Annotated in this window: 13 protein-coding genes; 6 read left to right on the top strand and 7 right to left on the bottom strand. The window is 57.6% G+C overall.

What is annotated here, in order from left to right:
- The first annotated feature begins 122 nt into the window (after positions 1-122).
- Genes COMA2_RS11245 through COMA2_RS11230 form a run of 4 tightly spaced genes read left to right on the top strand, consistent with a single transcriptional unit; the run spans position 123 to position 6,730 of the window.
- Positions 123-1,829 (top strand): NADH-quinone oxidoreductase subunit 5 family protein, encoded by a 1,707-nt coding sequence (locus COMA2_RS11245; RefSeq protein ID WP_245630973.1) that lies wholly within the window; start codon positions 123-125, stop codon positions 1,827-1,829.
- A complete protein-coding gene (locus tag COMA2_RS11240; RefSeq protein WP_139077290.1) occupies positions 1,826-3,130 on the top strand; it encodes a proton-conducting transporter transmembrane domain-containing protein in 1,305 nt (434 codons plus the stop codon). Before COMA2_RS11245 ends, COMA2_RS11240 begins: the two co-directional genes overlap by 4 nt.
- Positions 3,118-6,384: a DUF2309 domain-containing protein gene (locus tag COMA2_RS11235; protein ID WP_090897913.1), complete on the top strand. Its 3,267-nt coding sequence runs from the start codon at positions 3,118-3,120 to the stop codon at positions 6,382-6,384. Before COMA2_RS11240 ends, COMA2_RS11235 begins: the two co-directional genes overlap by 13 nt.
- A gap of 4 nt (positions 6,385-6,388) precedes the next feature.
- On the top strand, positions 6,389-6,730 hold the full coding sequence (locus COMA2_RS11230) for a P-II family nitrogen regulator (protein WP_090897910.1): 342 nt from the start codon (positions 6,389-6,391) through the stop codon (positions 6,728-6,730).
- 207 nt (positions 6,731-6,937) lie between these two features.
- Here COMA2_RS11230 and COMA2_RS11225 read toward each other — a convergent pair whose 3' ends face one another.
- Genes COMA2_RS11225 through COMA2_RS11210 form a run of 4 tightly spaced genes read right to left on the bottom strand, consistent with a single transcriptional unit; the run spans position 6,938 to position 13,279 of the window.
- Positions 6,938-7,243, bottom strand: coding sequence for a P-II family nitrogen regulator (locus tag COMA2_RS11225; RefSeq protein WP_090897907.1), 306 nt, complete (start codon positions 7,241-7,243; stop codon positions 6,938-6,940).
- 36 nt (positions 7,244-7,279) lie between these two features.
- Positions 7,280-8,854 carry an efflux transporter outer membrane subunit gene (locus COMA2_RS11220; RefSeq protein ID WP_217490715.1) on the bottom strand — a complete coding sequence of 525 codons (1,575 nt, stop codon included), beginning with the start codon at positions 8,852-8,854 and terminating at the stop codon, positions 7,280-7,282.
- A 47-nt stretch (positions 8,855-8,901) separates the two neighbouring features.
- Complete coding sequence (locus COMA2_RS11215) at positions 8,902-10,122, bottom strand: efflux RND transporter periplasmic adaptor subunit (protein ID WP_090897904.1); 1,221 nt, start codon at positions 10,120-10,122, stop codon at positions 8,902-8,904.
- A gap of 1 nt (position 10,123) precedes the next feature.
- Positions 10,124-13,279 carry an efflux RND transporter permease subunit gene (locus COMA2_RS11210; protein WP_090897901.1) on the bottom strand — a complete coding sequence of 1,052 codons (3,156 nt, stop codon included), beginning with the start codon at positions 13,277-13,279 and terminating at the stop codon, positions 10,124-10,126.
- A 622-nt stretch (positions 13,280-13,901) separates the two neighbouring features.
- Here COMA2_RS11210 and COMA2_RS11205 point away from each other — a divergent pair.
- Together COMA2_RS11205 and COMA2_RS11200 are read left to right on the top strand one after the other, a co-directional pair.
- Entirely contained in the window at positions 13,902-15,608 is a 1,707-nt protein-coding gene (locus COMA2_RS11205) for a sensor histidine kinase (protein ID WP_175304545.1), read from the top strand.
- Entirely contained in the window at positions 15,599-17,008 is a 1,410-nt protein-coding gene (locus COMA2_RS11200; protein ID WP_090897895.1) for a sigma-54-dependent transcriptional regulator, read from the top strand. The genes COMA2_RS11205 and COMA2_RS11200 overlap by 10 nt, the downstream gene beginning before the upstream one ends.
- 280 nt (positions 17,009-17,288) lie before the next feature.
- Here the strand turns inward: COMA2_RS11200 and COMA2_RS11195 are convergent, their stop codons facing one another.
- From COMA2_RS11195 to COMA2_RS20190, 3 genes are all read right to left on the bottom strand, one after another.
- Positions 17,289-17,708 carry a response regulator gene (locus COMA2_RS11195; RefSeq protein WP_090897892.1) on the bottom strand — a complete coding sequence of 140 codons (420 nt, stop codon included), beginning with the start codon at positions 17,706-17,708 and terminating at the stop codon, positions 17,289-17,291.
- 47 nt (positions 17,709-17,755) lie between these two features.
- The gene (locus COMA2_RS11190; protein WP_090897889.1) at positions 17,756-18,346 is read right to left on the bottom strand and encodes a Slp family lipoprotein; all 591 of its coding nucleotides are present in this window, start codon (positions 18,344-18,346) and stop codon (positions 17,756-17,758) included.
- A 352-nt stretch (positions 18,347-18,698) separates the two neighbouring features.
- On the bottom strand, positions 18,699-18,881 hold the full coding sequence (locus COMA2_RS20190; protein ID WP_090897886.1) for a hypothetical protein: 183 nt from the start codon (positions 18,879-18,881) through the stop codon (positions 18,699-18,701).
- Between the last annotated feature and the right edge of the window lie 551 nt (positions 18,882-19,432).

The raw sequence follows: 19,432 nt of genomic DNA, 5'->3' as shown, positions 1-19,432 counted from the left end.
GTCCCTGCTTGACGAGTATGGAGACCCCGTATTAATGGTTAGCCTGCCGCCGTTACGGCAGGGTGTGCCCGACTGCCTGACCGAGAACGAACGAGCGCTTTTCAACCTTCCGTGGGAATAACGTGCTTCTGTCGCTCGTACTATGCGTCCCGCTGCTGCTGCTCATCGCCGCCGGCATCGTCATGACCGGCGGCGAGGCGCCGCGTTCCACCCGCGCGAAGGCGGCCGCCTATCCCATTGGATCGGCATTCCTCGGCGCCATCGGCATCCTGGTCCTGGTCACCTCGCAAGGTCCCGTCACCGTTCGATTCTACGACCCTTCCTCCGTCGTATCCTTCATTATTCCCATCGGCTTCTATGTCGACCGCTTGAGCGCGGTCATGATGACATTGATCACGGGTGTCTCCACCATCATCTATTACTACTCCACGAGATATATGTATCAGGACCGTCATACGCGCCGGTATCTGACGTTGATTTGCCTGACCGACTTCGTGTTGATCTGCATGGTCTCGAGCGGCAACCTCATGATGCTGTTTCTCTTTTGGCAAATCCTCAGCTATCTGCTCTACCTGCTTGCGCACAACCATGTCCATGCCGCGACGCTGGCGGGCGCATTCAAGACGTTTACGCTGTTGCGCGTTGCCGATACGGCGTTTCTAGCCGGCATTGTCCTCGCGTATCAACTGTACGGCACCCTCGAATTCCAAGAACTGTTTGCCAGAGCGGCCGACATCCCCGTGACGCTGTCGATTCTGCCCGGGATGGACGTCAGCGCCGTGACGGCAGTCACCTTCCTCCTGTTTATCGGCGCGATGGGGAAGTCAGCGCAGTTTCCTCTGCATCTGTGGCTGCCCGGATCGCTCTTCGCTCCCACGCCGGTCCACGCCTTGCTGCATGCGGGTATCATCAACGCCGGAGGCTTTCTCATCAACCGCCTGGCGCCGCTCTTCGGCATGAGTTCCACCACCTTGCACGTGGCCTTCGTGATCGGGACGCTGACGGCCGCCCTCGGCGCAACGATGATGCTGGCGCAAAACGACATCAAGAAGACGCTCGGCTTCTCGACGATCGGGCAGATGGGCTACATGATCATGGAATGCGGCTTAGGAGCCTTTTCGCTGGCCGTCTTTCATTTGATCGCCCATGGCCTTTTCAAGGCCACGGTCTTCCTCAATTGTGGAAATGTCATCCATAAGGCGCGCCAGGAGCCGCATTTCCCCCATACGGACCATGAGAATGACGAGGCGGGATTCTCTCGCTTGGCCTGGCTGACCGGGTTTGTGACGACGCTGTTCATCCCGCTGCTTATTCTCTTGGTCACGCACGGAGTCCTGCGCATTCCACTCTTGGAATCCCAGGGAACCGTCATTATCCTGTTTTTCATCTGGATCACCTCGTCGCAAGCGATCTTGACGCTCACACGGCTGCGTGCCGTGGCGTCCTGGAAAGTATCGGCCATCATGCTGCTGACGCTTCTGTTCACCGTGTTCGTCTATCTGTTCGCCGTCGAATCGTTCACCGCGTTCCTCTATCCCAACCCGGAAGAGGTGGCGTCGTATTTCAAGGCCGCCGATCTCCCGGACTGGCTCTTCGACCTCATTGTCGTGATGGCCGCGATCATGACGATCTTCGGCTGGACCTATCTCTACCTGCGCGCCCACGGTCGGACGGTCTGGATGCCGGTCTGGATCGAAGCGATGAGGATTCGGCTTTATACGGTGTTCCTCAATCGGATGTATGCCGATGAGCTCTATCAACTGCTCGGCTCGACGACGACGCAGCTGGTTCATCGAATCGACAAACTGGAACGCGGGTGGTCGCGATGATGGAAGCTTTCCTCCCATGGCTCGTCACCGGGATTCCTTTCCTGGGAGCGCTCGTGAGCCTGACCCGGTCGTCGGATCCCTATCGGGTGAAAATGTATGCGATCGTCTGCTCTGTCATCAGCCTCGCGTCGATCGTCGCCATTGCCAACTATCTTCCGACCCCGCCCGATGGGTTCTTACCGCTCTATTTACTCCCGATCGCGGCCATGGTGTCCGTATTAGGCCAGCCCGTTCACGAGAACCATCGGCTCTCCTGGATCATGACGTTGGTGTTTCTCGGTTTGGGGATGGGCGCGCTCACCGCCGAGAATTTCGGCCTCCTGTGCCTGATCTCACTCATGCTGACGATCATGTTCCTGCTATACCGCCACCACACCACGCTCTGGCCCATCTCCTGGTGGGGCATCGGCTCCTTCGGTGTCGGCGTCGTCGGCGCGGGTGTGTCCCTCGCGGCTGAACCGCCCATCTCATCGGTGGCCTCCTTGGCGACCTGTGCCGTGCTGTTGCCGCTCATGCCCTTTCATGACGGATACCTCACGGCGCTGACCAGACTGCCGGGCAGCTTGCCGCCGTTCATTGTGTTGCTGCTGCCCCTGCTTGGCCTTCACGGACTGGCGAAAGCCATGCCGACGATGCCGAATGAATTCGTGACGGTCGTCAGCTTCTTGGCCCTGGTCAGCTCGCTGTACGGCGCGATCAAGGCGTTGGCCCAGTCGCGCGTCCGTCTCTTGCTGGGCTACGGCAGCGTCTCCTTCTTTTCGATCCTCTGGTGGTTTGTGGCCGGAGCCCACACGGCGACGCCGCGCGCGGCCGTGCTGGCCGGAGCGGTCGGCCTTGCCACCGGTGGACTGTTGGTTGCCTGGCAGGTGATCCGCACGAGATACGGCGACGATGTGGACCCGCAGTCGATCAGTGGATTGGCCTCGTCCATGCCGAGCTACGGGGTCCTGCTGTCGCTGCTCGCCCTGGCTGCGATGGGTCTTCCACCCTTCGGAGTGTTTGCGGGATTCATGGGGTTGCTGCTGACCGCGCCGCCCTCTTCAACGATCGGCCTGTTCATTGCGCTCACCGCCTGGCTTGCCGCTTCCTGGTACATCATGCAGATGGTGCAACAACTGCTCTTCGGCGCTCGCCGGCCGGATTTACGCTATGCCGACCTCCGGTATCCCGAGTTGGCATCGCTGTTGATCGCGGTGCTGACCTTGCTGGCGCTTGGCTTGGCCCCGACCAGCTTATATGCGCCGGATCAGGCCTCAAGTAGAACCATCGCCATGGAGAGGTCCCTCGCATGGAATCGCTAGAGCGCGTGGCGGACATGGAATCCAGGCGAATGGAATTGCGCGGGGTCGTCCGCCTTGCCGGGGAAGTCATTGCGCAGTACTGGCCGATGCGGACCTTCGTCCACCACAATCCCTTGCACAGCATTGAATATTTGCCGTTCGAGGAAGCCGTCAAGCGCGGGAAGCAGTTCATGGGCGGCAACGGATATCTTCCCAATTCTCTGTATCGCGAGTACCTCAAGGCCGGTCGTATCCGGTCAACTCATCTCGATGACGCGCTCAAGCCTCATGTCCTCGATAAGCAGGTGGCGATCGGATCGCATACCATCACGCATGGGTCGGTCCTGCGCGCCTGTCTGGCCGACGGACTGTGTGCGCCGACCATGGAACCGCTCGATGATCAACTGGAAGATCCCGACAGGCCGCTGATCGACGCGCTTGCTCGTAAGCTGGAAGGCGCGCTGCTCCCTTTTTCGTTGGACGATCGAATCCGTAAAGTCGTGGATGAAAATCAAGCCGCGCTTTGCCGGTGGCTGACGCTTTCGCACTGGTGCGACGACACACTCGGCACACAGATCGTCCAGCAGATCAACGAGCAAATGATCAAATGGTGCGGGGCCTTCCTGGACGAGGGACATGCCACGTGGGTGATGCCGGGACGCGACAAGGGCCTGTATGAAGCGTGGAGGGCCATGACCTCCCACGAATGGTCTCCCTGTGGAATCAAAGACAGCCGCCGGAAGATCGCCCAGCTGCCGGACTACCCCGAGGATGCGCTCCTCGAAAGCCTGGATGCGCTGGGGATTCCCGCGGAACTTCTACAAAATTACTTATCGTTACAATTGACGGCGCTGCCCGGATGGGCCGGCTTCATCAAATGGCGCGCGGAAGAACGTGACTATCCATGGCAGCAAACTCACCCCGTCGGGCTGGTGAAGTTTCTCGCGATTCGTCTCTGGTACGCGCGTGAATTGGTCCAACAGGCTTGCAAGGACCGTCTCGGGATCGACGGGCGATACGAAGCCGTGATGGCCTTCATGCGCGACTATCCGGAAGAATACTATCTTCGACGGCAGCGGGTGGCCGGCCGGTTGCCCGCCCTCTATGCCGAGGAAGTCGACCGGCTCTCGCATCGGAAGGGACAAAGCTGGAACAATATCCTCGCACGATACCGCGCCGAGGTCATTCCCCGGCTGCAAGCTGCCGCCCGTCGCGGGGCCGCGCGCCGGCTTCTCGCCCTGGCCCATTCAGTGAACATCAAGGCAACCGCGCTCGTTGAAAGCGCTCCCACGGACCTCAAGCAAGTCGTCGATTGGATGGAGACGTTCCCCGAATCGGACCATGGGCCGGTATGGCTCAAGGCCCTGGAAGCCGGCTACCAGGAGGAGCTGTTAGGATCCTTGCGCGCGCGCGCCAGGAACACCCCTCCCTCTGAGACGGCTCGCCCGTACTCACAGTCGGTCTACTGCATCGACGTGCGCTCCGAACCGTTCCGCCGCCACCTTGAAGCAATCGGCCCACACGAAACGTTCGGCTTTGCCGGTTTCTTCGCCGCCTTCATCCGCTATCGGGCCTGGGGCAAGGAACACGACACGGAACAATTCCCCGTGATCATGCGGGCGAAGAACGAGGTCCGGGAAATTCCCCGCAGCTATCTCGACGATAAGGTCTCGCTGCACACGGCGAGGGCCAAGTGGGTGCAGGCGGGTCACACGCTCTTGCACGATCTGAAAGAGAACGTCGTGACTCCTTATGTCATGGTGGAATCGCTGGGCTGGTTTTACAGCCTGCCGATATTCGGCAAGACGTTGGTTCCGAAGCTCTACCAGCGATGGACCACCTGGTTGCGGCGCCTGTTCGTCCCCTCTTTGGCCACCACGTTGACGATAGACAAGCTGGCGCCTGGGGAAACAGCGGAAATGCTGGCAGCCGAGCAACAAGCCGTGATCAAGGAAGCCTTGCACGAACACCTCGGGCTCCGCAGCTTTCGCATCACGCCGACGCTCGTCGAAAGTCTCCGTCAGCGGGCTCTGATGGTGGAAGGAGACCCAGCGCCGCCTATCGCGGACGAGGAACTCGAGCGGGCCGGACTCACACAGGAGACGATCACCGCGTTCGTCGACACCTTGCGACGGCAATATGACCTGACGGCGCGATCCGCGTCACGACACAAAGAACGGCTCACCAGGACCGGTTTCACCTTGGAAGAGCAAGTCCTGACCGTCGATACCGCCCTCCGCATGATGGGACTGACCAAGAACTTTGCGCGTCTGGTCCTGTTCTGCGCCCATGGCAGCACGTCGGACAACAATCCCTACGAGTCCGCGCTCGATTGCGGAGCCTGCGGCGGCAATGAGGGTAAACCCAATGCTCGCGCCCTCGCGATGATGGCGAACAATCCCAAGGTCCGCGAGCGAATCCCCAAACTGGGAATCAATATCCCCGCCGATACGCATTTTGTCGCCGGCCAGATGGACACGACGACCGATGCCATACAGCTGTTCGACCTCGAAGACGCCCCGCCGACCCATCGCGCGGACATCGCCCGACTCCAAGAAGACCTCAAAGAGGCCTCCGTCCTCACCAGCCAAGAGCGTTGTCTGCGCTTTCCCGATATCCGCCGGGTACTCAAACGAACCAGCGCCGAGGCACAGGTCCGCAAGCGGAGCGTCGACTGGAGCCAAGTCCGGCCGGAGTGGGGTCTCTCGAACAATACCTCGTTCCTGATCGGACGCCGCGAGCTGACGAAAGGACTGGACTTGGGCGGGCGTGTATTCCTGCATTCATACGACTATCGCGAAGATCCGAACCATCGACTACTCGAAGTGCTGCTCACCGCGCCGCAGGTGGTGGCGCAGTGGATCAATATGGAACATTATTTCTCCGCCGTGGACAACGACGTGTACGGCAGCGGGAGCAAGATCTACCATAATGTCGTCGGGCGGCTTGGCATCATGTCCGGCCCCTGGAGCGATCTCCGGCTGGGATTGGCTCGACAAACCGTCATGAACGGGGAAATGCCGTACCACGAGCCGATGCGGTTATTGACCATCGTTGAAGCCCCTCGTACAGGAATCGAGAAACTCATTGCGCGACATGAAGTGCTTCAGCATTATTATCACAATGAGTGGGTGCATTTGATCGTGCTGGATCCGCGAGACGGTGGCTGGTATCGATATCGACCGAACGGAGAATGGGCGCGCATCGCCGAGGATGTCTCAAGGGAACAGAAGCAACCGGTTTCGACGGTACAACCCGAGGCTGGAAAGGAGTGACTCGATGGGCGGTTTAAGTTTGCATCCGATGAAGGAAATTCGTGTGATTGTCGCGGGCGAGCATCGCGCGTTCGTAACCGACCTGCTGGACCGTGTCCACGCCTCGGGATACACGATCATCGGCAATATATCCGGCAAGGGACACCATGGGGTGCGGGAGGCGCACTTCATGTTCAGCGAGCAGGAGAGCCTCGAAATGATCCTCACGGTCGTGCCGGAAGAAAAGGTCGAACCCATTCTTGCCGGCCTTCGTCCGCTCTTCGATCGGCACTCCGGTTTCATGTATGTCGCCGATGTCGCCGTGGGCCGCCAGGAATATTTCGGGAAGAAGGGCGCCAAATCCTGACTGCCGCTTCCGTCTACACGAGGAGAGGTCGGCCTGAGCTCGTCACTTCCCTGATGTTCATTTCCCATTGACGCCGCGACGACCGATGAGTACGACGACGGCCCTTCCACCGAACTCATCGTGGAGAACCGCTTGCGAGCCCCTCCCTGAGCCGCCCCTATTTGCAAGACCGCCAAGCAGACACCGGACAGCTTTTAGCCCATGACGCTACACATGTTCCTCACAAGGAAAAGAAAACACCTTGAGAGGGATAGGCGTGTCACATGAAGACGCTTTTCGCGTGGCATGAAGAGTTTGAAGCGCACTGACCGCCTTGTCCGCCTGGTCGGGTGGAAGGACCGCAAAAATGATCGCATTGGTGTCGGGGTTGAGGAAAGTCCCGAACACTCTACCCGTTACTCCCTTGCCCATGACGTTGCTCATGATGGTGTAGGCTTTGACGCCATTACTCTGCAGGAGTTCCTCCAGGTCGCTTATCATCGAGTCCCGAGCCACAATGATGAGAGTTTTCATGTGCCTATATCCTCTCTCTTCTGAACGCCTGTCCAACTAAGGGCGCTTCGTCAGATCATTGTATAAATGGTTATTCTCTGCGGGGACATCAATTCCTCCGGCGGGAGCAGGTTTGTCAAGATTGACATATTGAAGCGTGCCGAACGGTTGAATCTGGTCGTCGGAGGGCAATTGCTTTCTGTTCCAGCCTCCCCCGAGCGCCCGAATGAGGGCCACCGAGGATTTGAGCAAGTCCGCCTTGATGGTGATGGAATCGATGCGGGCCTCAAGTGTATTGACCTGCGCGAAAATGAGCTCCAGGCTCGAGGCGAGCCCGCCCCGATACAGATCGGTGGTCAAATTTTGCGTTTTGAACGTCGCCTCCACCGCGGCATCTTGCCGATCCGCCGCGAGGGTCAGCCGATTCGTCAAGCTCAAATTGTTCTCGACCTCACGAAAGGCATTGAGCACGGTCGAACGATAGACATCTTCCGCTTCGCGAAACGCCGACCATGCCTGTTGCAATTGAGCGCGGCGATATCCTCCACGAAAGACCGGCAGCGACACCTCTGCGCCGTAGGTCCAAAACGTATGGGCCAGTTCGATCAAATGAAAGCCGTCTTCGAATCCGCCGTCCGCGCGGAACGCGACATTGGGGTAAAACGCCGCCTTGGCGATGCCGACGGTGCGGCTCGCCTGTGCGACCCTTCGCTCGCTCGCGGCAATGTCCGGCCTACGCTCCAGCAGGGTGGACGGGATGGTGCGCGGAATCGTAAAGCTTGCGACACGAAGGTCATCGACCGGTTCAACCGTGAAACTAGCCGGCGCCATATTGACCAGAATGGCGATCGCCTGTTCCGTCAGTTGGCGCTGGCCTTGGATCTGCGCCAATCTTGTCTCTGTGCTGAACAACAAGGATTCGACACGGGCGACGTCCAGCGCCGAGGCGAGTTTGCCGGCGAACTGCGCCTTGACGAGCGCCAACGATCGTTTGTAAAGGTCGATCGATTGGCTATACGTGGCGGTTTGCGCATCGAAACCCCGGAGGATGAAATAGTCCGATGCCACCTCCGCTTGCAGGCTGAGACGCGCAAGCGCCCAATCGGCGGCGCGTTCCTGGGCGGTGTAGGTCTCCACCCGCATGGCATTGCGGAGGGCCGACCAGAAATCCGGCTCCCATGCCGCAATGCCTCCCAGCTCCATGGTGCTTCCCTGGATCGGGATATTGTCGGGGCGAAAGAGTTTGTCGACCGACTGTCTGGCGTGCCGACCGCCGAACCCGATGCCGAGCTGTGGATATAACTGCGACCGGGCCTTCATCATCACATCCCGCGCCTGCACGAAGCGCTCGGCGGCGGCCTGGAGATCCGGATTGGCGTCCATGGCTTGTTCGACGAGCTTATTCAGAACCGGATCGTTATACAATTTCCACCAATCGGGGCGAACTTCGTCATCCGACGGTTTCGCCTCCACGAAGGGACTCGAGCCATGCCAGGAGACGGGCACGACGTATTGTGGCGGCTCATAGGTCGGGGCCAAATCGACCCGCGGAAGGGAGTCGCAGGCCGAAACCTGCAGGGCCAAGACCAACAAGCCGCTTTGCCATGCCCCGATGCGTTTTGTGGGGATCATATTCATCGTCATTTGTGCACAGTCTCCCCTCTCAAGAGGATCGGATGTCATAAAGATTTCGTCGATTGTTTCTTCTGCGTACTGGCTTCTGAAGCTGGGGCTTCTCGAGTCACAAGGTCATAGCCTCCGGCGGCTTTGACGATGCGCACCTTGTCTCCTTCCAGCAGCGCGGCGCCGGGATTATTCACGATGCGATCGCTCTCGGAAATGCCCTGTGTCACTTCGATGACGTTGTCGAGAATTTTGGCCACCACGATCGGCTTAAAGTGAAGCCGGTCGTCTTCTCCCACGACGGCCACCTGCGTGCCGTGCTCCTGGAACACCATCGCGCTCGTCGGAATCGTCATCACCCCGAGGTCCACGGGAGCGGTCAAATGAACGGTGGCATAGGATCCCGGCCAAAGCACGCGGTCCTTGTTGTCGATGGTAAAGACCGCCACCGCGGTGCGTGTGTTCGTATCAAATCCCTTCGAGACGGTCAGAAATTCGAACGTGAAATGGCGATTGGGGAATTGAGGCACGGTCACGTCGGCCGTCAGGCCGGGACTGAGGAAGGCTCCGAAGGACTCAGGGACACTCACGAAGAGGCGCAACTTATCGACGACGGCCACGGTAAAGAGATTGTTCTTTGCATTGGGTGTGTTGAGGTTGCCCTCTTTGCCGACCAAATCTCCGACGCTGATATTGCGCTGGATCACGACGCCGTCGAAGGGAGCCGTGACCTGTTTAAACCCGATGAACGCTTCAATGTTCTTCACCTTTTGCTCCGCCGCTTTCACTTTCGCGGCCTGGGCCTTTGCCTCGGCCACCTGTACGGAAATCGCTTGTTCCGAGAGCGCTTGATTGTGCCGCATCGCCACGTAACGTTTTGCGGTCAGGTCGGCCAGCTCGTTCTTGGCGCGTTCCGATTGCAGATCCGCAACGGCCTGTCGGTATTCCGCATCCAAATCCGGAGTGGTTATTTCGGCGAGGACCTCTCCCTTCTTCACCTCATGGCCGTAGTCCTTGTGCCACTCCTTCACGTAGCCGGTGACACGCGCGTAGATGGGCGCCTCGTTCCAACCGACGATATTGCCGGGGAGTGTAATGGTGTCGGTCGCATCCGACAGCTTGGCATGCGTGATCGCTACCGGAGTAACGGTGCGGTCCACGGTGTCCGTTTGCAACGCGGCCGCCTCCTGCTGGTTCGCGCTAAACCGATAACCGAGAAACGCGAGCACCACGATGACAACTACAATCAGAAAGACTTTCCTGCCCAAGTTATCCATGTTAATCACACTCCTTTTGGAGAACAGTTCGACGGTTATAGATGATGGCGTAAATGCAGGGAACGAAAAACAACGTGAACAGGGTGGCAACGGCCAATCCTCCCATGACGGCGCGGCCAAGCGGCGCATTCTGCGAATTCGCCATGGCCATGGGAAGCATGCCGATGATCATGGCCGCCGCCGTCATGAGTACCGGGCGAATGCGGCCCTTCCCCGCCTCGATCGCGGCCCGCAGCGCGTCACCGTGAACCGCAAGCCGCTCACGGGCGTAGGCGACGAGCAGGATCGAATTGGCGGTGGCCGTGCCCATCGTCATGATGGCTCCGGTCAGCGCAGGCACGGAGATATTCGTATGGGTCGCGAAGAGCGACCATGCGATGCCCGCGAATGCGCCCACCAAGGCCGTAATGATAATGAAGGGATCAAGCCAGGATTGAAAATTGACGACGATCAACAGATAGACCAGTAGGATCGCGACAAGAAGACCGCCACCGAGTTCGATAAAGGCTTCGTGCATGACTTCGGATTGGCCATGGATTTCCACTTCCGAGCCGCGCGGCAGCTCGTCCTTCATGGAGGCCGCTATTGTTCGGACATCCGCCAACACACCGCCGAGATCGCGTCCCTCCGCCGACACCAAGACATCGATCATCGGCAGGAGATTCCGGTGCGTCACCACTCCCGGTGTTCCGATCAGCGAGAGGTTGGTCATATTGCCGAGCAAATGCACGGCGTCGTCCGAGCCTTCCTCATGGTCGCGCACCTCCGGAGCAACCGGGATCGACATGAGATCTTTCACGCTCGTCAGCTGCGGTTGCGGGGTATAGACATTGAGTCGATACGACTGCCGTGTCGAGCGGTCGAGCCAATATTTCTGATCGATCTGCTGGCTGCCCGCGGTTGCGAGGAGCATGTTGAAGCCGAAGTCCTTCTGGTTCAGATTCAGGCCGAGCGCGAATCTCCGGTTGCCTTCGACCAGGATCGTCGGCTGAAACATCGTCTGATAGATGTACACATCCGCGGCGCCGGGGATCTGGCGGAATTTGCTCGCCAGTTTTTGGCCGTACGCGTAATTGGCGTAAAGATCCGGCCCATTGATCTGCAGGTCGATCGGCGCGAGCGAGCCGAAGTTGAGAATCTTATCCGTCAGATCCGCCGGCTGAAAGGTGAATTCCGTTCCTGGATAACGCTTCGTCAGGTTTTTGCGGAGCAGGTTCCGATACTCCCACACCGGCGACTGTCCATCCTTCAGCGTGATGGTGAGGTCGCAATCCTGAGTGCCGATCGTCGGCGATGGAATAAAGGCGAGGTTATGGGCTCCGACCGGAAGGCCGCAATTGCTGACGATCGTGTCGACGTTGCCGGGCAGCATCTCCCTGATGTCGTTTGAGACGAGGGTAGCCACACGCCCTGCCGCCTCGATCCGCAACCCGAGCGGCGCCCGCATGTGCATCTGCAACAAGCCGCCCTTGATCTGAGGGAAAAACTCTCGTCCGTTGAAGTAAAACAGAACGAGCGATCCCAGCGCGAACACCATGGAGATCATGACGAATCGCGCCCGGTGGGCGATCACGCGCTCCAGCAATGCGGCATAGCGATCGCGGAAGCGGTCGAAGGATTCCTGGAATCCACGCTGGAAGCGGGCAAAGGCGCCGCCTCCGGATTCGGTCGCGTGATGAGCCTTCAGAATATACTTCGCCATCGTCGGGACGAGGGTATAGGTCAAGATAAAGGAAGCCAGCATCGCGAAGACGACGGCCTCGGCCATCGCCGGGAACACCCACCCGGCAATGCCGCTTAAGTGAAAGAGGGGGACCCACACGATTGTGATGGCAAGCGTGGCGACGAACGTCGGGAGAATGATCTGATTGGCGGCGTCGATGATCGACGTCTCCAACGGCTTACCCATGGCGAGGTGCGTATCGATATTCTCGATCATGACTGCGGCGTTGTCGACGAGAATGCCGACGGCCAACGCCAGCCCGCCTAGGGTCATGATATTGATCGATTCTCCGAGCAGATGGAGTCCTATGATGGAGCAAAGGATGGAAAGTGGAATCGAGGTGAGAACGATGACCGTCGGGCGCCAGGAGCCGAGCATCAGCAGCACGATGAAGCCGACCAGGGCGGCGGCGATGACCATTTCATGCACCACGTCGGCAATGGCATCTCTGACGAAGACCGAGGAATCGCTGAGGAGACTGACCTTTACATCGGGAGGCACGACCTCCTGGATGCGAGGGAGCATTTTTTTGATTCCATCCACGATGTCCAACGTCGACGCTTCGCTGCTTTTCATGACGACGACGATGACCGCCTGTTTGCCGTCGACCAGGACGGAGTTCGTTTGTACCCGGCCGGCGAGGCGAACCGTGGCGACGTCGCGCAGGTGGATGAAGGAGTTGCCGTCTCGCTTGATCGGGATGTCGTCGAACTCTTCAATCTTCAGCGGCGATGCGTTCGTCAAGACGAGCCAATCGGTCTCCTTGATCTTCATGTCCCCGCCGGGCAACACGAGGTTTTGTTTCTCGATCGCTTGATGCACGTCCTCCGTGGTGAGGTGGCGGGCCAGCAATTTCTGCTGATCGACATTGATCATGACCTGCATGTCTTGCCCCCCGTAGGGATGCGGCAGGATCGCGCCGGGTATCGTGACGAGCATGGGTCGTATTCTCATGATGCAGAGATTGTAGAGCTCCGCCGGTGTTTGCACCTCTGATTCGACTTGCAATACGGCCACCGGCACTTGGGAGGGGAACAGCCGCATCACCATGGGCGCGGCAACATCAGGCGGGAGCGCTTTAACGGCGGTCTGCGATATCGCCACGATATCGGCTTCGCTGCCGGCCAGATCAACGCCGTCCTGAAGAAAGATATTGATGATGGAGTGGCCGAAGTACGACGTGCTCACGATGGTCTTGATGCCTTCGACCGTACTCGTCAGCAGTTGTTCGAAGACGCGTGTAACTCGCCCCTCGGTTTCTTGCGGCATCAAGCCATCATAAAGCCACACTACGGAACTGACCGGCAGCTGAATATTTGGAAAGACATCGGTCGGTGCCTCAACGACCGCCATCGCCCCGAACACCAGGATGAGGATAGCCAAGACCACGAACGTATATGGTCTTTTCAAGGCAATCTGGACGAGATTGTTCATACGAGGAGTCTCCCTATACTTCTTTCATGTTGGTTTCCGAGACGTAGTTTCCGAATCACCGCTCTCCGTGACGACCTACCAGGATGCGCTTCCGAAGAAGCCTCTACGAGACATCGCCATCCGCTGAGGGAGAAATCGTAGGTCATGTTCATGAGCCACACACTAAGCAAGGTGTTTGCCTGACGTGGCAAAACGCGAAATCATGAAGGATTCGTTAAAGAGAAGAGTAAGCGGCTTGAGACAAGGCGAGGAATCGTCGTGCCACAATTACACAGGTGTGCCAAAGGTAACCGGCTCGGCGGGCGACTGCAGAGCGTAGAAGACCGTCGGAGACATTCATCTCGCACATTGATGGCGGCCTAGAAGTCATGCGCCGGCTGTCATTCATGCTGCCTTTGTAGACTTGTCGTGTCGGGCAGGATGTAGTTCCCATAAAAATCCAACCGTTCACTCTGTGGAGAACAAGCAGGAACATGAGTCGCTCCTGAATGTTTGGAAGGACCGTAATTTGCAAGTCTTTTTGCGGTACCGATTATGTGAACCGACGGCACCGGGCACTAAAACATGAACGCCTCGCTATCGTGAGAAGACGGAACTGATTGTTCATCCGATGGAAGCGAACATGCGTCAAGACATGCGGATGCAGACAACCTCACAACATAGTATGATGCACAGTACGACACTGGTCGACCGATTCGACGAGGCCGAGATGTTCAGGAAGTGGTTTAAGCTCGACGGTATCATGGCCTGGTTCATCGTCACCGGAGCCATGCTTGTCGCGCTGTCGATCGTCGTCATGGCGCTGCTTGAAAGTGAGGTTGTCAATAAGGCGGGAGCGCATAATCGACAAGTTGCGTTTCTCCGCATCGCGGAGTTTATGGGCGACATGATCGGCAAGACGGGAGGAATCCGAGACGTTGCGAAACTACAGGAGCTTATCCAAGACGTTCATGAGATCCGAGCCGGTGTGAAGCGTCTTTCGGTATTCGAAATCACGCCCGACTCCAGCCCCCTCATTTTCTCCACCGACCCGAAGGCGGTGCCCCACGCGTTGGATCTTCATGAAAGGACCGAGGTTCAGGCAGGACGCTCGGTCATGCAGCTCGATGAATCGTCGACGGAGCGCGGTTGGCGCATTACAGCCCCGATTACGATCGACGGCAAGGTTGTCGGAGCATTGCGGGGTCTCTATTCGGTAAAGGAGTATGATGATCTCATCAAACAGGAACTGGCTTTGTCCGAAACAATCGGCATCGGCGTCGTCATCATCACATCGGTGACCTTTTTGTTCCTGATCCGGATCAAGCTCCATCGGCCGGTTCAGCGATTGTTGATCGCCATGCGAAATGTGGAGTCTGGAAACTTGTCAAGCGATGTGTCGATCGAAGGCCCCGTCGAAATCAAAGAACTGACGACTCAGTTCAATCGCATGCTGTCCGCGCGCAGGCGAGCGTGGTCGGAAAAAGATCGTCTTCTGATGGAAGTTCGGCATTTCAACGAGACGCTTCAGAAGCGGGTGGCGGACGCGACCGAGGAACTGCAGCAAGCCAACCTGGAACTGGTCGAGGCAAGGATCGCGATCGAACGCAGCCAGCGCTTGGCGGCGCTGGGCGAGTTGTCCGCGACGGTGGCTCATGAATTGGGCAACCCCTTAAATGCCCTCTCCGGTCATCTACAAATGCTCAATCATGCGAACGATTCCTCGAGCCGGCAACGACATCTTGCCATCATCCGATCCGAGGTCGACCGCATGGTGGCCGTCATCAGACAGGTGTTGAATCAAACCCGCGTGCGTCTCCGGTCGGCTCCCCTGAACCTCAACAGCACCATCCACGAAGTGCTGTCCCTGCTCTCACCGGGAATGACGAGACGACAGGTTACCTTCAAGACCGACTTGCAAGGAGATCTCCCACTGGTCGCCGGCGACCCAAATGCCTTGCACGGACTGGTGTTCAACTTGGTCTCCAATGCCAAACAAGCGATGCCGTCCGGGGGGGAATTGACGATCCGAACACGCGCCGCGTGCGGCACCGAGCTTCCCGGCACGGTCGTTGTGAGTGAAGGAGCTCTCATTAACGGCACGGCGGTTCGCCTGACAATCGTCGATACGGGGTATGGAATCCCTCCGGAACACTTGTCTCGAATCTTCGAGCCGTTTTTCACGACACGGCACAAGCATGGCGGAACCGGACTCGGCTTGGCGATTTGTCACCGGGTGGTGACCGACAGCGGCGGCCGGCTCGCCGTAAAAAGTGAGGTGGGGCAGGGAACGGAATTCACTGTCGATCTGCCTATTTGGAAGAAGCGGGAGGTCCGGGAATGTCACTAAATGGCCTGCCTTCAATCCTCGTCGTGGATGACGACCAGCGGAATCGGGAGATGTTGGCCGAGGCCTTAAGCCAAGCCGGCTTTGGGGTGGACATCGCCTCTGACGGCCTGGAGGCCGTGAGCAAGGCCGGCGCGGTCACCTATGACGCCGTATTGAGCGACATCCGCATGGTGCCGTTTTCAGGATTAGACCTTTTAGACTCGCTTCACAAAACCATGCCGGAGATGCCCATTGTGCTCTTGACCGCATTCGGTTCCGTCGACACTGCGATCCAAGCCATGAAACAAGGAGCGTTCGATTATATCGCCAAGCCCGTGAATCTCGACGAACTTGTCCTCACGATGAAACGAGCCGTCGAACACCGGCGCCTGATCGACGACAATCGCACGCTTCAGCGCGCATTCTGCGAACGGCCACGAGCGGCATCTCTGATCGGACAATGTAAGAAGATGGTGGAGGTCTTCAAACTCGTCGGGAAGGTCTCTCGCAGTCGGACAGCGGTATTGATCCAAGGCGAGAGCGGCACCGGCAAGGAATTGATCGCCCGCGCCATTCACGACAACAGCCCGCGCGCGGCTCACCGGTTCGTGGCCATCAACTGTAGCGCCATCCCGGATTCTCTGCTCGAAAGCGAACTGTTCGGCCACACCAAGGGCTCGTTTACCGGCGCCCATGCCATGCGGCGCGGCCTGCTCGAAGAAGCAAGCGGCGGCACATTCTTTTTGGATGAAGTCGGGGATCTCTCACCGGCGGGACAGGCTAAACTTTTGCGTGTCCTTCAAGAAGGAGAAATCCGAAGAATCGGAAGCAATGAGTCGGTGCGGGTCGATTTGAGGATTATTGCGGCCTCCCGTCGGAACCTACCCGAATTGACCGCCTCCGGCCGGTTTCGTGAAGATTTGCTCTACCGGTTGAACACGGTGACGGTCCTCCTGCCTCCGCTTCGGGAACGGCCTGAAGACATTCCTTTACTGGCTGAGTTCTTTCTCGCGCGGTACGGCGACCAAAAAGAAATTCCCGTCACGTCTTTTTCTTCCACCGCGATGCACGCGTTGGTCCAGTATTTCTGGCCGGGAAACGTGCGTGAGCTGGAACATGTCGTAGAGCGCGCGGTGGCACTGGCCTCACACGCGATTCTCTCAATCGACGATCTTCCTCCCGAAGTGCTTCACAAAAACGGGCGCAGTTCTGATCCCATGAACATTTCCCCGGGAACTCTTAAGGCGCTGCAGAGGGACCAGGTACTCAAAATGCTGGAATCGGCGCACGGCAACAAGGAGCGGACGGCGCGTTTGCTCGGCATCAGCAGGCGAACACTTTATCGTCTTCTCGAACGATATAATCTCGGCAAAACTCAGGCGTGGACCGAGACCAACACGTCGGATCATAACGGGTCCTGACGCGGTGCAGCTTCATGAAGGGGACAAACAGACCTGGCGTCCCCTGGGAACGGTATCGGTCTCGTTTACATCTTCAGTGAATCATCGCGGCGTTGAATGAAGGTGCCGGGATCATGTCAGCTCGGATTGCTAGACGGGATCAGATCGCTCGGCGTACAGACGGTGAGTATCTCGAGAACCGTGCGCAAAGTTAGAGCGTGCTCCTACAGCGGCTCGCTGATAGGCTCGGCTCGCTTCCAATGCAAAGCACATAAAAATGGTACGGTAGATTGAACATGCTTCATCGTAGAGACAACGCCATAGATCCCGACGTGTGCGATCGCCTTTCGCCTCCTGTTTCAATGGCGGTTTCTATCACTTTCAATAAGTCGCCGGCATCGTACGGTTTACGGAGACAACGGCGCGCTTCTCCTTGTTCGACCATGTCGGACAACGTTGCATCCTCGCTCGATAACAGAATCATCGGCGTCTCCGGCCAAACCAGCCGCCCGAGCAAAAGGAGTTGAAATCCATCGATATGGGGCATGCGATCATCAGTCACCACGGCATCGAACCGACGACGTTTCATTTCTTCCAATGCGTGGCGTCCATTACAGGCCACATGAACGCTGTATCCCGCACTCTCTAGAACCACGCCCAGCCAGGTTCGCTGATCCTGCTCGTCTTCGGCAATCAACACTCGTTTCCCATACCCGGTCATCTCAGCCTCCTTCGCTCAATTCTGGACGGACTCTTCGCCCCTCCACTTCAGGAACCCGTGCCACTGGCGGACAATGACCCTCGCTCGTTCTCTTCAACACAGAAGGTTCTCTCTTCCGGAGGGTAATATCCCATCATGCCTTCATAGGGAAAATCGTCGACGGTTTTCACTCCCTGGGTATTCCAAATGTGAAGACATTGCGCCAGAAGATGCGGCATGGTTGTGGGAGTCCATCCGATCACTTCTGTTCCGGCCTTATCCGTCGCGCCGACAACGGCGAGTCGATTGCCGACCTGCAACATGCCGGACTCTGGAAAACCATTGAAGAGGATGGCGTACATCAATGGGCTTTCCTGTTCGGCGCTACGGGGGCCATACCCAGGATATTTCTCGACGGGCTGTTTTTCGGCAAGAATGAGAACGCCTTCCGGCTTCTGAACCACTTTGATGATCCGTCCTCCCAATTCCACTTTGTGAGGGACGAAATGGGCGTTGGAAGGATGATACGCCTGCTCTTTCCATGTCTTGAAATCAAAGGTATCCTTTTCGACGTCTTTCATGATTTCCGGAGGAAACATCGGCGTAGTTGTACATGCCGCAAGCAATACATATATTGCGAATAGGCCGACGATACGCATGGGTGAATCTCCTTCTTGGATAAATCACAGGTCCTGACACGTGCGGATGGTCACAGAGCAAGCGGAATAGCCATGCCGCACGCGCTCCTTCACTCAGCCATCATGAACCTTCTACAACGTCCCACACATGTCGCTTCCTTCGTGATGTTCCGGCCGCCGGCGTGCTCTACTCACGCTGGAATGTTGAGTCATTGAGCCGTTCATGTCGGATGCTCCGGCGTCAAAAGCAGTAGAATTGACAGAGCGACAGCTGTTCATCCGTCCGATCTCATTCATCCGATCTTGATGCCGACTCGTTCGTTTTACGCATTGAAACTGCCGAGGATCGTGGCGCGATTCAATGGCGGTGCTCCTAATTGAAAGTCCGTTTTGCCCCGATCGCTTGGTGTTGTCTCTCCCATAACTCTTGCAGCACGATGATCTCGTCAAAAGAGAGATCCGCCAGAAGCTTGCGCAGCCTTTTGTCGGCCAGCTCAATTTGTCGTTGTCGTCGCGTGGTGGCAATCTGTTTCTTTGAATATCTCGTGTCCGCCATTGTCTTACCCCTCATTACGTAATTTGAGAAATTGGTCGTGGCCAATAGCAGTACAGCCTGTCGTGTTGGAACCGCCGGGAGAGGACGTTGAACAACTTATATCGAGAAGCATTCGATAGAGCTTCAATCGCAGATCTTCGAACGACTTTCCATGCACCCGATAGTTCGGATGGTCTTTTCGATAACCGCACCATTCGCCCTGATCATGGATCAATATGTATGGCGTCAATTCCATATCGGCTCCTTCGTGAGACAGCCGCCACCTGAGCCTCGGTCGGAACGACTTCCTGGATTTCTGAACCGCCTGTTATGAGCAACAGCAAGCCCGATGCCATCTGAGAAGCTCCTTGCGGCCTATCGCCTGAAAGAATTCGTCAACGATTTCGCCTATGGTCCTATCCGATATGGCGGGAAATCAGAAATGGATTCGTGACAGCCTGGCATGGTATGTCACAAAGGCACAGGGAAGGGACTGAGTTGAGAAATGGAGAGGCTTCATAAGCCTCTCGCTATGGAGATCACCTGCTTCGTTTGTTCAATCGACGTCGACG

Origin of the sequence: Candidatus Nitrospira nitrificans, from assembly GCF_001458775.1 — a bacterium.
GTDB lineage: Bacteria > Nitrospirota > Nitrospiria > Nitrospirales > Nitrospiraceae > Nitrospira_D > Nitrospira_D nitrificans.
Note: the sequence above shows the minus strand (reverse complement) of the source record. Positions and strands in the feature narration are given on the sequence as shown.

Excerpts from the sequence above, each read along its gene's own strand:
- COMA2_RS11220 (WP_217490715.1), bottom strand. The coding sequence starts at position 8,854 with ATGATCCCCACAAAACGCATCGGGGCATGGCAAAGCGGCTTGTTGGTC.
- COMA2_RS20190 (WP_090897886.1), bottom strand. The coding sequence starts at position 18,881 with ATGGCGGACACGAGATATTCAAAGAAACAGATTGCCACCACGCGACGA.
- COMA2_RS11205 (WP_175304545.1), top strand. The coding sequence starts at position 13,902 with ATGCGTCAAGACATGCGGATGCAGACAACCTCACAACATAGTATGATG.
- COMA2_RS11240 (WP_139077290.1), top strand. The coding sequence starts at position 1,826 with ATGATGGAAGCTTTCCTCCCATGGCTCGTCACCGGGATTCCTTTCCTG.
- COMA2_RS11195 (WP_090897892.1), bottom strand. The coding sequence starts at position 17,708 with ATGACCGGGTATGGGAAACGAGTGTTGATTGCCGAAGACGAGCAGGAT.
- COMA2_RS11235 (WP_090897913.1), top strand. The coding sequence starts at position 3,118 with ATGGAATCGCTAGAGCGCGTGGCGGACATGGAATCCAGGCGAATGGAA.
- COMA2_RS11215 (WP_090897904.1), bottom strand. The coding sequence starts at position 10,122 with ATGGATAACTTGGGCAGGAAAGTCTTTCTGATTGTAGTTGTCATCGTG.
- COMA2_RS11225 (WP_090897907.1), bottom strand. The coding sequence starts at position 7,243 with ATGAAAACTCTCATCATTGTGGCTCGGGACTCGATGATAAGCGACCTG.
- COMA2_RS11230 (WP_090897910.1), top strand. The coding sequence starts at position 6,389 with ATGGGCGGTTTAAGTTTGCATCCGATGAAGGAAATTCGTGTGATTGTC.
- COMA2_RS11200 (WP_090897895.1), top strand. The coding sequence starts at position 15,599 with ATGTCACTAAATGGCCTGCCTTCAATCCTCGTCGTGGATGACGACCAG.
- COMA2_RS11210 (WP_090897901.1), bottom strand. The coding sequence starts at position 13,279 with ATGAACAATCTCGTCCAGATTGCCTTGAAAAGACCATATACGTTCGTG.
- COMA2_RS11190 (WP_090897889.1), bottom strand. The coding sequence starts at position 18,346 with ATGCGTATCGTCGGCCTATTCGCAATATATGTATTGCTTGCGGCATGT.